13 protein-coding genes and 1 pseudogene are annotated in these 12805 nt (G+C 41.5%); 5 read left to right on the forward strand and 9 right to left on the reverse strand.

Going from position 1 to position 12805, the window contains the following annotated elements; genetic code table 11:
• Nucleotides 1-16 precede the first annotated feature (16 nt).
• The gene (ppx, locus tag NQU59_RS00120; protein WP_005239597.1) at nucleotides 17-1537 is read right to left on the reverse strand and encodes an exopolyphosphatase; all 1521 of its coding nucleotides are present in this window, start codon (nucleotides 1535-1537) and stop codon (nucleotides 17-19) included.
• A gap of 273 nt (nucleotides 1538-1810) precedes the next feature.
• On the opposite strand from ppx, the gene trxA reads away from it, so the two are divergent.
• The 3 genes from trxA (at nucleotide 1811) to NQU59_RS00135 (ending at nucleotide 4380) form a co-directional block, all read left to right on the forward strand.
• Nucleotides 1811-2137: a thioredoxin gene (gene trxA / locus NQU59_RS00125; protein ID WP_005239599.1), complete on the forward strand. Its 327-nt coding sequence runs from the start codon at nucleotides 1811-1813 to the stop codon at nucleotides 2135-2137.
• Between the two features lie 328 nt (nucleotides 2138-2465).
• Nucleotides 2466-3734, forward strand: a complete 1269-nt coding sequence (gene rho / locus NQU59_RS00130) for a transcription termination factor Rho (RefSeq protein ID WP_004881796.1) — start codon at nucleotides 2466-2468, stop codon at nucleotides 3732-3734.
• A gap of 388 nt (nucleotides 3735-4122) precedes the next feature.
• Entirely contained in the window at nucleotides 4123-4380 is a 258-nt protein-coding gene (locus NQU59_RS00135; protein ID WP_005239601.1) for a hypothetical protein, read from the forward strand.
• A 98-nt stretch (nucleotides 4381-4478) separates the two neighbouring features.
• Here the strand turns inward: NQU59_RS00135 and NQU59_RS00140 are convergent, their stop codons facing one another.
• The 3 genes from NQU59_RS00140 to pheS are packed head-to-tail and all read right to left on the reverse strand — an operon-like array spanning nucleotide 4479 to nucleotide 8167.
• On the reverse strand, nucleotides 4479-4775 hold the full coding sequence (locus NQU59_RS00140) for an integration host factor subunit alpha (RefSeq protein ID WP_000126166.1): 297 nt from the start codon (nucleotides 4773-4775) through the stop codon (nucleotides 4479-4481).
• Nucleotides 4772-7153: a phenylalanine--tRNA ligase subunit beta gene (gene pheT / locus NQU59_RS00145; RefSeq protein ID WP_005239604.1), complete on the reverse strand. Its 2382-nt coding sequence runs from the start codon at nucleotides 7151-7153 to the stop codon at nucleotides 4772-4774. Before pheT ends, NQU59_RS00140 begins: the two co-directional genes overlap by 4 nt.
• Before the next feature lie 33 nt (nucleotides 7154-7186).
• Nucleotides 7187-8167 (reverse strand): phenylalanine--tRNA ligase subunit alpha, encoded by a 981-nt coding sequence (gene pheS, locus NQU59_RS00150; RefSeq protein ID WP_005239606.1) that lies wholly within the window; start codon nucleotides 8165-8167, stop codon nucleotides 7187-7189.
• A gap of 232 nt (nucleotides 8168-8399) precedes the next feature.
• Here pheS and NQU59_RS00155 point away from each other — a divergent pair, with 232 nt between their 5' ends.
• Nucleotides 8400-9401, forward strand: coding sequence for a hypothetical protein (locus NQU59_RS00155; RefSeq protein ID WP_257064440.1), 1002 nt, complete (start codon nucleotides 8400-8402; stop codon nucleotides 9399-9401).
• A gap of 57 nt (nucleotides 9402-9458) precedes the next feature.
• On the opposite strand, the gene NQU59_RS00160 is transcribed toward NQU59_RS00155, so the two are convergent.
• The 5 genes from NQU59_RS00160 to rpmI form a co-directional block, all read right to left on the reverse strand.
• On the reverse strand, nucleotides 9459-9656 hold the full coding sequence (locus NQU59_RS00160; RefSeq protein ID WP_005239609.1) for a hypothetical protein: 198 nt from the start codon (nucleotides 9654-9656) through the stop codon (nucleotides 9459-9461).
• Between the two features lie 105 nt (nucleotides 9657-9761).
• A complete protein-coding gene (locus NQU59_RS00165) occupies nucleotides 9762-10139 on the reverse strand; it encodes a hypothetical protein (protein WP_257064441.1) in 378 nt (125 codons plus the stop codon).
• Nucleotides 10140-10163: 24 nt separating this feature from the next.
• A complete protein-coding gene (locus NQU59_RS00170; RefSeq protein WP_257064442.1) occupies nucleotides 10164-10721 on the reverse strand; it encodes an NADAR family protein in 558 nt (185 codons plus the stop codon).
• 92 nt (nucleotides 10722-10813) lie between these two features.
• Nucleotides 10814-11173: a 50S ribosomal protein L20 gene (gene rplT / locus NQU59_RS00175; RefSeq protein ID WP_000124858.1), complete on the reverse strand. Its 360-nt coding sequence runs from the start codon at nucleotides 11171-11173 to the stop codon at nucleotides 10814-10816.
• Between the two features lie 11 nt (nucleotides 11174-11184).
• Nucleotides 11185-11379 (reverse strand): 50S ribosomal protein L35, encoded by a 195-nt coding sequence (gene rpmI / locus NQU59_RS00180; protein ID WP_004637967.1) that lies wholly within the window; start codon nucleotides 11377-11379, stop codon nucleotides 11185-11187.
• Nucleotides 11380-11615: 236 nt separating this feature from the next.
• Between rpmI and NQU59_RS00185 the strand changes: the two are divergent.
• Nucleotides 11616-12794 (forward strand): annotated as a pseudogene (locus tag NQU59_RS00185) (MFS transporter); the annotation flags it as partial.
• Nucleotides 12795-12805 lie beyond the last annotated feature (11 nt).

Here is a 12805-nt window from a genome sequence, read left to right on the forward strand (position 1 = left end):
TAACGAGGATGTATTGTTAATCAACAAATTTGTCTGACTGGATATTTAACTCAATGTCCCAATGTTTAAATTGCACTTGCTCATCATGCAAGTCTGCAACCAATAAAGGCCATTGTTTCGCATCGCCAGAAACACTGAGTTGCCATTGTTGATCATTTACAACACTCAATTCAATGGCAGGAAGCATCTGATCACTACGACTATGGTTCAGCAAAACAGCCAAACGAAGCAATAAACAAAGATAAAGTAAATGGCTACCGCCCACCTTTAAAACATCATTTTTTGCATCCGCACGTAGCTTACGACGATGATGAGAAACCAAGTGTGAAAGGTGATTTTGATCAATTTGTGAAAAACCAGGAATATCGGAATGTTGTAATAAATAAGCACCATGACGATGATAGCCACCGTGACTGATCGCTAATCCAATTTCATGTAAATAAGCAGCACGACGCAGTAAGTCACTGTCTTCAGTCGTTAATTTTAAAGAATCTGCTACCCCATCAAATAATTCCTGTGCCGTATTGACTACGCGTTCTGCTTGTTTTGGATCGGCGTTATAGCGCCCCATCAACGCTTGCACACTACGATCACGAATATCTTCATGCTTGAAACGGCCTAGTAGGTCATACATCACGCCTTCACGTAATGCACCATCCGAATATGCCAATTTATCAATATCGAGAACTTCGAAAATGGCAAACAAAATTGCAAGTCCAGCTGGCAAAACTGCTCGACGGTCTTCTCGCAGACCTTCAAAATCAATTTCAGTAATATGTTTAAATTTAAGCAATCGATCTTTTAATTTATATAAACCATCACGGGTCAGATTTTCCTGCTCATCACTTAAGCCAAGATTTACCGCAATCTGACGGCAGGCCTTAATCGTTCCACTTGAACCGACGACGGTATCCCAGCCTACAGATTTATAGGTATTGGCAATGGCAGACATTTCTTTACGCGCAGCAACTACAGCCTTATCAAAGGCCTTCAGTGAAATTTCACCATCCGGGAAATAGGTTTTACTATAAGCAACACAGCCCATCTGCAATGATTCGGTATGTAAGGGTTCAAACTCTTCACCAATAATAAACTCGGTTGAACCCCCGCCTATATCCACTACCAAGCGACGCCCACCATTCGCCATGGTATGAGAAACACCAAGATAGATCAGACGTGCCTCTTCCCGTCCCGCAATAATTTCTATTGGTTTAGGTAAAATTTCAGCCGCTTTCTGAATAAATTCGTGGCCATTTTTTGCTTGTCTTAACGCATTGGTTGCCACGATACGTAAACGATTCGGTTGTACCGAACTCAAACGCCCAACGAAACGTGCTAAACATGCCAGTCCACGTTGTTGCGCAGCTTCTGTTAAATTCTTATTTTCATCCAGCCCGGCAGCCAACTGTACTTTTTCTGACATTGAAGCAACTTTCTTAACTTCACCGTGATCAACACGAGCAATTGCCAGATGGAAACTGTTCGATCCCATATCAATCGCAGCAAGTAATTCTTCATCAATCAGAAAATCAGACATTATTCATATAAACCCATGCTCAATTCACGCATTAGAGTAATTCACATGCTTACAATTTTAAAGTCATTTTCATCAATAAAAGCCACGTATTTTTGCTTTTCGTGCATAAATGATTGTAGAAGTCGATGATCAACATCGTGAGCATCCATTAGACTTTTCATTTTCAAACTTGAATAATCGGAACAAACCCTTACATTGAGTAAAGTAGCAATGTAATATTCATCGTGATGATGATCAAATTCGCACTTTATTCCTTAAATTTGGAGCAACCTCATGTCTGCGACTATTGTTAATACAACTGATGCAAACTTCCAAGCAGATGTTTTAGATGCTGAAACTCCTGTACTTGTTGATTTCTGGGCTGGCTGGTGTGCACCATGTAAAGCCATTGCACCAGTACTTGAAGACTTGTCAAATGAATATGCAGGTAAAGTAAAAATCGTTAAAGTTGACGTGACTGCATGTGAAGATACTGCTGTAAAATATAACATCCGTAACATTCCGGCATTATTGATGTTTAAAAATGGTGAAGTTGTTGCTCAACAAGTTGGCGCAGCACCACGTTCAAAGCTTGCAGCTTTCATTGACCAAAACATCTAATCCAATTGTTACATGGTCAATAGACGAAATACGCTATTTTTAAATGGCGTATTTTTTCGTAAAAATTGACAATTTGCTTGATTTCCTCTATATTTCTGGATCAAGAAGCTTTGAATGGAATCTACTTCATTGCGCTTCTTACAAGACACAAAACATAAGATCGCCGCTCGGCAATAACAATTGTTTTCACATATCTCTCTGAAACAATGAACCAGACTACTGAATCGTGGTTGTGTAAATACAATTACCTCAGCATGTATGTATGCGGTCGATTTTTTATTCTTTCCCTAACGTAGTCCTCCACTTATTCCATTCTGTCTGACCACTTATGAACTTAACTGAACTCAAGAAAAAACCCATTGGCGAACTCATTAAAATTGCGGAGTTTATGGGCCTTGAAGGCATGGCACGTAACCGTAAACAAGATATTATTTTTGCCATTCTAAAACGCCATGCCATGAATGGCGAAGAAATCTTTGGTGATGGTGTTCTCGAAATTCTTTCTGATGGTTTTGGCTTTTTACGCTCTGCGGCTGGTTCATATTTAGCGGGACCAGATGACATTTATGTCAGCCCATCACAGATTCGCCGTTTTAACCTACGTACGGGTGATACCATTACGGGTACCATTCGTCCACCAAAAGAAGGTGAGCGTTATTTTGCTTTATTAAAAGTAAACCAGATTAACTACGATACACCTGAAAACTCACGTAATAAGATTTTATTTGAAAACCTTACACCGCTATTTCCAACTGAACAATTGGTCATGGAACTCGGTAATGGTACAACTGAAGACTTGACTTCCCGTGTGGTCGATCTGATTGCACCAATTGGTAAAGGTCAACGCTCGATTATTGTTGCGCCACCTAAAGCGGGTAAAACAATGTTATTGCAAACTATTGCGCAATCCATTGTTCGTAATAATCCTGAAGTATTCTTAATTGTGCTTTTAATTGACGAACGCCCTGAAGAAGTCACGGAAATGGAACGTACTGTCCGTGGTGAAGTCGTCGCATCAACATTTGATGAAGCGCCTGCCCGCCACGTTCAAGTTGCCGAGATGGTGATTGAGAAAGCGAAACGTTTAGTTGAACACAAAAAAGATGTTGTGATCTTACTTGATTCGATTACTCGCCTTGCCCGTGCTTACAACACCGTGATTCCTTCATCAGGTAAGGTGTTGACTGGTGGTGTCGATGCACATGCCCTTGAGCGCCCAAAACGTTTCTTTGGTGCTGCACGTAATATCGAAGAAGGCGGTTCATTAACGATCATCTCGACTGCACTGATTGAAACGGGCAGTAAGATGGATGATGTCATCTACGAGGAGTTTAAAGGTACAGGTAACCAAGAGATTACCCTTGACCGTCGTATTGCTGAGAAACGCGTATTCCCTGCAATGAACATCAAGAAATCAGGTACTCGTCGCGAAGAGCGCTTAATGGGTGAAGAAAATCTACGTAAAGTTTGGATTTTACGTAAATTACTCCATCCTATGGATGAACTTGCTGCGATGGAATTCTTATTGGATCGAATGAAAGAAACCAAAACCAATGATGATTTCTTTGATCAGATGAAACGTAAAGCATCGACTTAAATTTCAGCCTAAAAAAGCTACCTTAATGGTAGCTTTTTTTATTTGGTTGACACGCTTACAGAATTTTTACATGAATAATGGAAATTCCGTTATTTCACTATCTAATTGATTTAAATAAAAATAATTTTAGAGCCCTACCCAAAACACATAATTTACCGATTTATATTTTACTATCCATAGTTATTTTCTATCAAAAATAGCCAAATTCTGCCCATTTTTGTCGTTTTGTTGGACAGAACAGTAGTAATTCATGAATGGCTTTGATACGATAGCGACAGACCAGTTAGACTGCTCCCTGCGTTGTTACCTAAAGCGTTTAGGAATAATAAAAGCACAAACAGACTAACTCAGGTTTTTTTTAATCTCACAAATTTATGAGAGTGATGCCATGTTATTCAAAAAATTCGCTGTTGTTGCTGCTATTGCTACTACTTTAGCTTTCGTTGGTTGCTCTAAGAAAGAAGAAGCTCCAGCTACTGACGCTACTGCTGCTGCATCTGAAGCTGTACAAGCTGCATCTGAAGCTGTAGAAGCTGTTGACGCTGCTGCTTCTGACGTTGCTGCTGCTGCTTCTGACGTTGCTGAAGCTGCTGCTTCTGACGTTGCTGCTGAAGCTGCTCCTGCTGAAGCTTCTGCTGCTCAATAATCTAATTTTAGATTATAAAAAGAGAACCTAACGGTTCTCTTTTTATGTCTAATTTTTGGCCAAAAATAAAACTAAAAATACAAGTATAAAAAAGCAGATCAATCGATCTGCTCATTTCCAACACGCTGTCTAAATTTCTGACCCGCTCGGAAGGTGACCACGCGACGAGCAGAAATTGGAATTTCCTCACCCGTCTTTGGATTACGCCCTGGACGTTCACGTTTATCACGTAATTCGAAATTACCGAAGCCAGAAAGTTTGACTTGTTCGCCAGCAATTAATGCCTGACTGATTTCGTCAAAGAATAGCTCGACCATTTGTTTTGCTTCGCGGCGATTTAAGCTAGTAAGCTCACTTAAATGGTCCGCCATATCTGCTTTTGTTAATGCTGTCATGAGGCCCTCAATGTCGCTTGGTAAGTGTCTTCCAACACTTGAATAATGTTATCCATACCAGATTTAATTTCAGCATCTTCAAGCGTACGAGTTGGATGTTGCCAGAGCACTGCAAAAGCTAAAGAGCGTTTGCCTTGTTCAACCCCTTGCCCCGTATACACATCGAACAACCATGTTGAGTCGAGTAACTCACCACCAGTCTGCTCAATTAACCGCTGAATATCTCTTACCTCAATATTATCAGAGATTAAAAGCGCAATATCACGTCTAACCGATGGAAAACGTGATAATTCTGTAAAATTAGATACATAAGATTGCAAAACTGCCTGCTGATCCAGCTCAGCCACCCAAGTTATACCCAAATCCAGCTCACTTTCCAGTGAAGGATGTAAGCGACCAAGATAACCAATCGACTGTCCATTCACTAAAATTTCAGCAGACTGACCCGGATGTAACCAAGCACGTTCCGTACGAACAAACTCAGCACCGATACGTCCTGCAGCCAAAATCTCCTCAACCTCACCTTTGAAATCAAAGAAATCCATTGCCTGCGGCTTCGCATGCCAAGACTCTGGTGTACGTGAGCCAACAGCGATCAATGCCAAGGTTGGAATCTGTTTCAGGTCATGGATGCTTTGTGCATTTTGATAATCAAAACGCAGACCAAGCTCAAAGAAACGTACACGCTGTTGCTGGCGGTTTAAATTGTACTGCACACATGGGATCAGGCTTGATAACAAGGTACTGCGCATTGCGGCCAAATCACTTGAAATTGGATTAGCCAGCATTAATGGATGTACATTTGGATTCAATTGCTTTTCAAGCTTGGCATCAGCAAAACTAAAGCTAATGGCTTCTTGGTAACCTAGTGTCACCGCAGTTTGACGCAATTGTGCAATTTCAAAACGGTCTTGATACTTTTCCAGTTTCACATCAATTTTTGGCAAACTGATTTGAATATTGTCATAGCCGTGAATACGCGCCACTTCTTCAATCAGATCTTGATAGATTGCCATATCATAGCGATGTGATGGCGGAACGACGCTCCATTCACCTTGTGCTTTACTTTCAACCACACAGCCCAAACGTGTTAACGCATCAGCAATAAAATCGCCCGCCACTTGATAACCCAACAACTGGTCTACTTGTGCTTGTTTTAGTGCAATCGCTTCACGCTTTGGCAATAAAGCAACTTGCTCAGCAACTGTAATTGGACCAAACTCACCACCTGCAAAGGCTTGAATCAACTCAGAAGCACGATGCATTGCGCTCATTGGCAACTCAAAGTCCACACCACGCTCATAGCGCTGAGATGAGTCAGTATGCAAACCGAAACGACGTGCACGACCTGCAATGGCTAAAGGTGCAAAGAATGCGCTTTCAAGGAAGATATCTTGAGTTTCATCGGTTACTGATGAATCCAGCCCACCCATGATCCCTGCAATGGCCAATAACTTCTGATCATCTGCAATGACCATCATGTCATCTTGCAATTCAACTTCTTGATCATTAAGCAAGGTCAATTTTTCTTGTGGCTGTGCTTGGCGCACTTGAATTGAACCGTCGATTTTGGCCAAGTCAAAGGCATGCATCGGTTGACCAAGTTCAAGCAATACATAGTTGGTAATATCGACCAAAATACTATGCGTGCGAATGCCTGAACGTGACAATGCTTGTTCCATCCATTCAGGTGTCGGCGCTTTCACATTCACATTCTTAACGATACGACCTAAATAACGAGGCGTACCCTCTGTGCTGATGTTCACCGCTTTCTCATCCGCGATGGTCTCTGGAATGGCTTGAATCTTCGGTTCATTCAGTTCAAGCTGGTTAATGACTGCGATTTCACGGGCAATACCACGAATACTAAAACAATCACCACGGTTTGGCGTAATACTGATGTCAATCACATTGTCATCAAGTTTTAAGTATTCACGAATATTCATTCCTACCGGTGCATCAGCAGGTAACTCGAGCAATCCATCAATTTTGTCTTCTAAATCAATTTCCGAAGCACCGCAAAGCATGCCTTGTGATTCAACACCACGTAACTTGCCTTTTTTAATTTTAAAATCACCTGGCAGTACTGCACCAATCGTCGCAACAGGGGCTTTCATGCCCACGCGAACATTTGGCGCACCACATACGATCTGTAAGGGTTCACCTGAACCGATATTAATCGTAGTCACACGTAAACGATCTGCATCTGGGTGTTGTTCAACTGTGAGCACTTCACCGACAACTACACCCGTAAATGGTTTTGCAACAGGCGCTAATTCATCGACTTCCAAACCCAACATGGTCAATTGATCAGACAATGTATCGCTATCAATGGCTGGGTTCACCCAGTTGCGCAACCAATTTTCACTAATTTTCATGTGTATAAACCTTCTTTAATCCTGAAAAACTGTTTAGGCAAACTGGCGTAAGAAACGCACATCATTTTGGTAGAACATACGCAAATCATTGATGCCATAACGCAACATTGCAAAACGCTCTACCCCTAGACCAAAGGCAAAGCCTTTGTATTTATCAGGATCAATTCCTGCAGCACGCAGTACATTTGGATGTACCATGCCACAGCCTAAAACCTCTAACCAACGACCACGTTCATCCATGATATCCACCTCAGCGCTTGGCTCAGTGAATGGGAAGTAAGATGGACGGAAACGTACTTTTAAATCTTTTTCAAAGAATTCATTGAGCAAGTTAATCAACAAACCCTTTAACTCAGCAAAACTGGTATTTTCAGCAACATACAACCCTTCGATCTGATGGAACATTGGCGAATGGGTTTGATCCGAGTCACAACGATAAACACGCCCCGGACACACGATACGGATCGGCGGCTGGCTAGTTTCCATGGTTCGGATTTGCACACCCGAAGTATGGGTACGTAGCAGATGAGTTGCGTCAAAGTAAAAGGTGTCGTGCATGGCACGTGCTGGGTGATGCCCAGGAATATTTAGGGCTTCAAAGTTGTGATAGTCATCTTCAACTTCTGGACCGTGTGCTACTTGGAAACCTGCTTTGGTAAAGAATTGGCAAATACGCTCTTGTACCTGAGTAACAGGATGAATACTTCCCATGCGCTGACCGCGACCTGGTAAAGTAATATCAATGGTTTCACTTGCCAGTTTTTTTGCAAGTTCAGCTTGTTGTAATGTCTGTTGACGCTCAGTCAAAGCTGTATTGATTGCTTCACGCACAGCATGAATCGCAGCACCTTGTACTTTTCGCTCTTCAGGATCCATTTTTCCAAGTGCTTTCGACTGCTCTGCAAGCTGGCTTTTCTTCCCTGTAAATTGCACACGGACTTGATCGAGTGCAGCAAGGTCTTGAGCCGCTGCAATGGCAGCAAGCGCTTCAGTGGTCAGGGCTTCCAGTGACATAGTAACTCTCAAAGCAACAAAATATAGAAATATAATAAAACGCTATAGTTTATCAGCTTTTTACCTATTTTATGAAGATAAACCACTGTTTAAATAACATCCTTTTTCAATCAGCAATCTGAAGATAAAATCGCCAGATCCCCCAATTAATCCTTTAAATTTTCGTAAAAAAATGCTCAATAATTGAATAAAATGTATAAGATAACGATATCGTCAATGAGAAAGAATAACGATGGCGCTTGATCAAATCTGGAAACAACAGCTTGCACTAGTGACTTATGGCAATGAGTTTCTCGCAGGTGAACTCAATTTTAGTCGCTGGATTGAACATCCAATTTTCAATCAAAATCGACTGATCTTTAGGGATTTACTCTCCCAGCACCTGTTGGCACAACATTTTCAGATTTGGCTTGAAGGGTTAAAAAAACAGGGGGTTAAAAAACTCAGCCTACATTTATCCAGCGTACTCAATGATGAGCAGAATCCCAATGCCAATGTCGAGCTACTCCCCTTTGCACATTTTATCGTAAGCCATCAAGGCAATAAAAAAACCGCGTGGATTTGTGGACAAGAACTGGCTGAATGGGATAACAGTGATCAAGTCTTTGATGCTCCCTCATCACAACAAATCACACTCCGCCAAGAAGTATTGTGGCGCTATGAGTTGAATGATAAATTCGCTAAAAAAATTGATACCGACTTACAGAAGGTCAATTGGAATCAGGTTGCTATTTTTTTGGAGAAAGAACTGTTTGACAGCAAATACGCAGAACATTTCTCAGAACCGGAACAACAAGACCTTCCTTTCTATGGCTATGAATTTGATTCGATCAGTACACCAAACCAGCAACTTGCCTTAATTCCAACCGATTATCCAGCAGATTGTGCACATCGCCTGTTAAATCGAACCCAAGCTTTGGCTGATTATTTGCAACAACAAAGACAACATCCTTATCATGCGACAGGTGAATTGATGAGTCCTGAAGAACAAATCAATTTACGTAATTTTTCACAGAAGACCGATGATTTATTTGCCAAGCTGATTGTGAAAATAGCAAATCATTACCAGACGGCTCAATTGACAGCGGAAGAACCTGAAATCATTGATCGAACCATGGAAATACAGCATCAATCAGATAAAGCCCAGCATCATAAAGTGGGTGCATCAGGTGTGATTAAACTGATTATCTTGACTGTGATTATCTGTCTGCTTGCTTATTATTTTGGTCTGTAATCACCCTGTAAAAGAAAAAACCTAGATCATATTATCTAGGTTTTTTCTTTTATCGAATTAGAATGTCGGTCGAATTGTTATAATGACTTTATGCCCACCATCATGCTGATTGACAATGTGATGCACATTTGCAATTTCACCCTCAACTTCAGCATCTGGCCCATAAAAAATTCGGATGGTTTCACCCTTTCTTGGCACGATACTCAGTTCAGTTTCAAATGCGCCTTGCTGTAACCCTTCTACGCTCACTAACATGTTTTTATCCTGATGTTGTTTTCTCTACTGTAAAAAGATTCCAGTGCAAAAGTCTAATCGAACCTGTTTGGGTTATGTAATCTTCAAGTCAATCAAGAGATTGATTTAATCCTCATAATCCAAGTCATCTTGATTCACATTGATAAAATCAGGTTCAGGCGTTTGCTCAAATTGTACGGCGAGAATATCTTTTTGTTGAAGTAAACTGGCTTTAGCCACACGATGCATTCCATCCATGACTCTCCCTTGCGCACACAAGATAATTGGATAACTCAGATCAGCGTCTTGAATCAATTGAAAGTGCTCAATGATTTGCTGGGTTGTTGGAGATTGATCTGGAAACCAATAGGCTTCGTTTAACTCTTGAATATCAGCCAATAAAACCTTCTTAGGCATCAAGTTTTGGGTTAACTTCAGCAAATGATGAACATCCCAGATATAAGTATCCTTACCCACTGCTCTAAAGTGATATTGTCTGCGCATAATTACTCCTAGATCAGCTAAATACTACAAAGTTGAAAGCTGGACACGAACCTGCATGAGTGCAAAACCAAGTAAGTTTAACCCCTGCCATTGGCTCGGATCTTGGATCTGCTGGTGATCTTGTGCCAGACCAATTCCCCAAACCTTATCAACAGGCGATGCTTCAACCAAAATACGATCATGTGTGGCAAGTAAGAAATCGCTTAATTCTGGATATTGTGAGAATTTGGCCAAATTTGCCTGTACCACGATTTCAAAACGTTTTTGCTGCCACAGCTGTTCATCATAGTGTTGTACTTTACGACCGAGCTGTTTTGCTTCATTTGGATGTGTGACCGTCAAAATCCGATCAAATATCTCATCATCATTAAAGAGTTTGGCTTTTTGCGCCATCATATAATGTTCAGCCGTGAGATATTCAACGCCATCCTGTTTAAATGGCGATGGAAACCACTGGCTAAAACAACTTTTATCCACATGATTGTTTTGCTTTGGGGTATGTCCCCAGAAATATAAATATTTAAATTGACGCCCTTGTTGGACGTGTTGAATTAAATCATTTAAAAATTGTTCGTCTTGCATCATCTATCTCTGATTATTATCTATTATTGAAAATCCAATACCCTAAAAATAAAAAAGACCGCTAAAAAGCGGCCTTCTTTGAATCTCTAAGCTTATGCAGCTAATGCGCCTTTAGCTTTTTCAGCTAAAGCAGCAAATGCAACTGCATCATGCATAGCGATGTCAGCTAATACGCGACGGTCGATGATCACTTGAGCTTTTTTCAAGCCATCGATCATACGGCTGTATGACAAACCGTTTTGACGAGCACCAGCATTGATACGCGCAATCCATAAAGCACGGAATTGACGTTTCTTTTGACGGCGGTCACGGTAAGCGTATTGACCAGCTTTGATTACCGCTTGGAACGCTACGCGATAAACGCGTGAACGAGCACCATAGTAACCTTTAGCGCGAGCAAGAATTTTTTTGTGACGGCGATGAGCCACTACACCACGTTTTACACGAGCCATTTATAATCTCCTTAGATGTATGGGCACATAGCACGAACTGATGCAACGTCACTTACGTGAACCATTACACAACCGCGCAATTGACGGATACGCTTAGCAGATTTTTTGGTCAAAATGTGGCGCTTGAATGCTTGTTTGCGCTTGAAACCGTTTGCAGTCGCTTTAAAGCGTTTAGCTGCACCACGGCGAGTTTTTAACTTAGCCATAGTAACCTCTTTTGGGCACCTGTTCGGCACGTTTGCACTATTGCAAATCAACCTGCAGGTAAGGAAGGCAGTATCATATAGTATCTCTACCCAAAACAAAAGCAAAATGCTCATTTTTTGACAGAAATAGCGCTGTTTTCAGCAAACGTTATTTCCCATAATTAATTCTCAAACGATGAGAAACATGCACAAAATCAGCGCATATAATAAATACAAATCCTAAAGTCTCTATCCATATGAATATACAGAATGATGCTTTCGCCGCCTTACGCTATCGGGATTTTTCGATCGTCACCCTCAATCAATTTTGCTTAACGCTGGCGATCTTGATTCAGGAAATTATCGTGGCGTATTCACTCTATCAAATCACACGTGACCCACTTACACTGGGTTTCATTGGTCTGGCCGAAGCGATTCCCTTCATCACCCTGTCCTTATGGGGGGGATATTTTGCGGATAAACTGAATAAGCAAAGTATTATGAAAGTCTGTTTATTCTTTTCCATTCCTTTGCCTTTGGTGCTTTGGGGCTTATTCCATTTATATGGTTTAGAAAAAATTGGCATTAGCACGCTGTCTTGGGGTATCTATGCCGTCATCTTTGCCTTAGGCACCATTCGGGGATTTTACAATCCATCTGCGACCTCACTGAAACCTTTTTTGATTCCACGTGAACTGTATGCCAATGGTGCCACTTGGACCACGATTGGCTGGCAAAGTGGTGTCATTATTGGGCCAATGTTAGGTGGTTTTATGCTGGCCGTTCTTGGCCGAGAAAACAGTCTCTTTGCCGTATCGATCTTATTGGCGGTCTGTTTTATTTTGATTAATTGCTTACAGAACCGTACTTTCCCCAAAATGGAAACTGAGAATGTCCTGCAAAGCCTGACCGATGGTTTCCGCTTTATCTGGAAAACCAAGATTGTTCTGTGGGCTATTTCACTGGATCTCGTTTCCGTTCTATTTGGTGGCGTGATTGCCCTTTTGCCGATTTTTGCTGAAGAAATTTTAAAGGTGGGTCCTGAAGGTCTTGGCTATTTACGTGCTGCGCCATCAATTGGTGCACTGATCACCATGATCGTGCTGACCAAGTTCCCGCCAATGCATCATGCATGGCGCAATATGCTATTGGCCGTCGCGGGCTTTGGTCTTTTTACCATTCTGTTCGCCTTCTCGAACAATATATGGCTATCACTATTTGCCCTAGCCATGACAGGGGCTTGTGACAGTGTTTCCGTCGTAGTTCGTCAAACTGTATTGCAAATTTTCCCACCCGAAAATATGCGAGGCCGTGTCGCAGCAGTAAACGGCATGTTTGTATCTTCAAGCAATGAACTCGGTGCTTTTGAATCAGGTCTCGCAGCTAAATATCTTGGCACCATCACCGCAACCATTCTTGGCGGTTGTATCACACTGTGAACCGTACC

The organism is Acinetobacter colistiniresistens (assembly GCF_024582815.1).
Taxonomy (GTDB): domain Bacteria; phylum Pseudomonadota; class Gammaproteobacteria; order Pseudomonadales; family Moraxellaceae; genus Acinetobacter.

Excerpts from the sequence above, each read along its gene's own strand:
- ppx (WP_005239597.1), bottom strand. The coding sequence starts at position 1,537 with ATGTCTGATTTTCTGATTGATGAAGAATTACTTGCTGCGATTGATATG.
- trxA (WP_005239599.1), top strand. The coding sequence starts at position 1,811 with ATGTCTGCGACTATTGTTAATACAACTGATGCAAACTTCCAAGCAGAT.
- NQU59_RS00165 (WP_257064441.1), bottom strand. The coding sequence starts at position 10,139 with ATGCGCAGACAATATCACTTTAGAGCAGTGGGTAAGGATACTTATATC.
- NQU59_RS00170 (WP_257064442.1), bottom strand. The coding sequence starts at position 10,721 with ATGCAAGACGAACAATTTTTAAATGATTTAATTCAACACGTCCAACAA.
- NQU59_RS00135 (WP_005239601.1), top strand. The coding sequence starts at position 4,123 with ATGTTATTCAAAAAATTCGCTGTTGTTGCTGCTATTGCTACTACTTTA.
- NQU59_RS00160 (WP_005239609.1), bottom strand. The coding sequence starts at position 9,656 with ATGTTAGTGAGCGTAGAAGGGTTACAGCAAGGCGCATTTGAAACTGAA.
- rpmI (WP_004637967.1), bottom strand. The coding sequence starts at position 11,379 with ATGGCTAAGTTAAAAACTCGCCGTGGTGCAGCTAAACGCTTTAAAGCG.
- NQU59_RS00140 (WP_000126166.1), bottom strand. The coding sequence starts at position 4,775 with ATGACAGCATTAACAAAAGCAGATATGGCGGACCATTTAAGTGAGCTT.
- rho (WP_004881796.1), top strand. The coding sequence starts at position 2,466 with ATGAACTTAACTGAACTCAAGAAAAAACCCATTGGCGAACTCATTAAA.
- pheS (WP_005239606.1), bottom strand. The coding sequence starts at position 8,167 with ATGTCACTGGAAGCCCTGACCACTGAAGCGCTTGCTGCCATTGCAGCG.
- pheT (WP_005239604.1), bottom strand. The coding sequence starts at position 7,153 with ATGAAAATTAGTGAAAATTGGTTGCGCAACTGGGTGAACCCAGCCATT.
- NQU59_RS00155 (WP_257064440.1), top strand. The coding sequence starts at position 8,400 with ATGGCGCTTGATCAAATCTGGAAACAACAGCTTGCACTAGTGACTTAT.
- rplT (WP_000124858.1), bottom strand. The coding sequence starts at position 11,173 with ATGGCTCGTGTAAAACGTGGTGTAGTGGCTCATCGCCGTCACAAAAAA.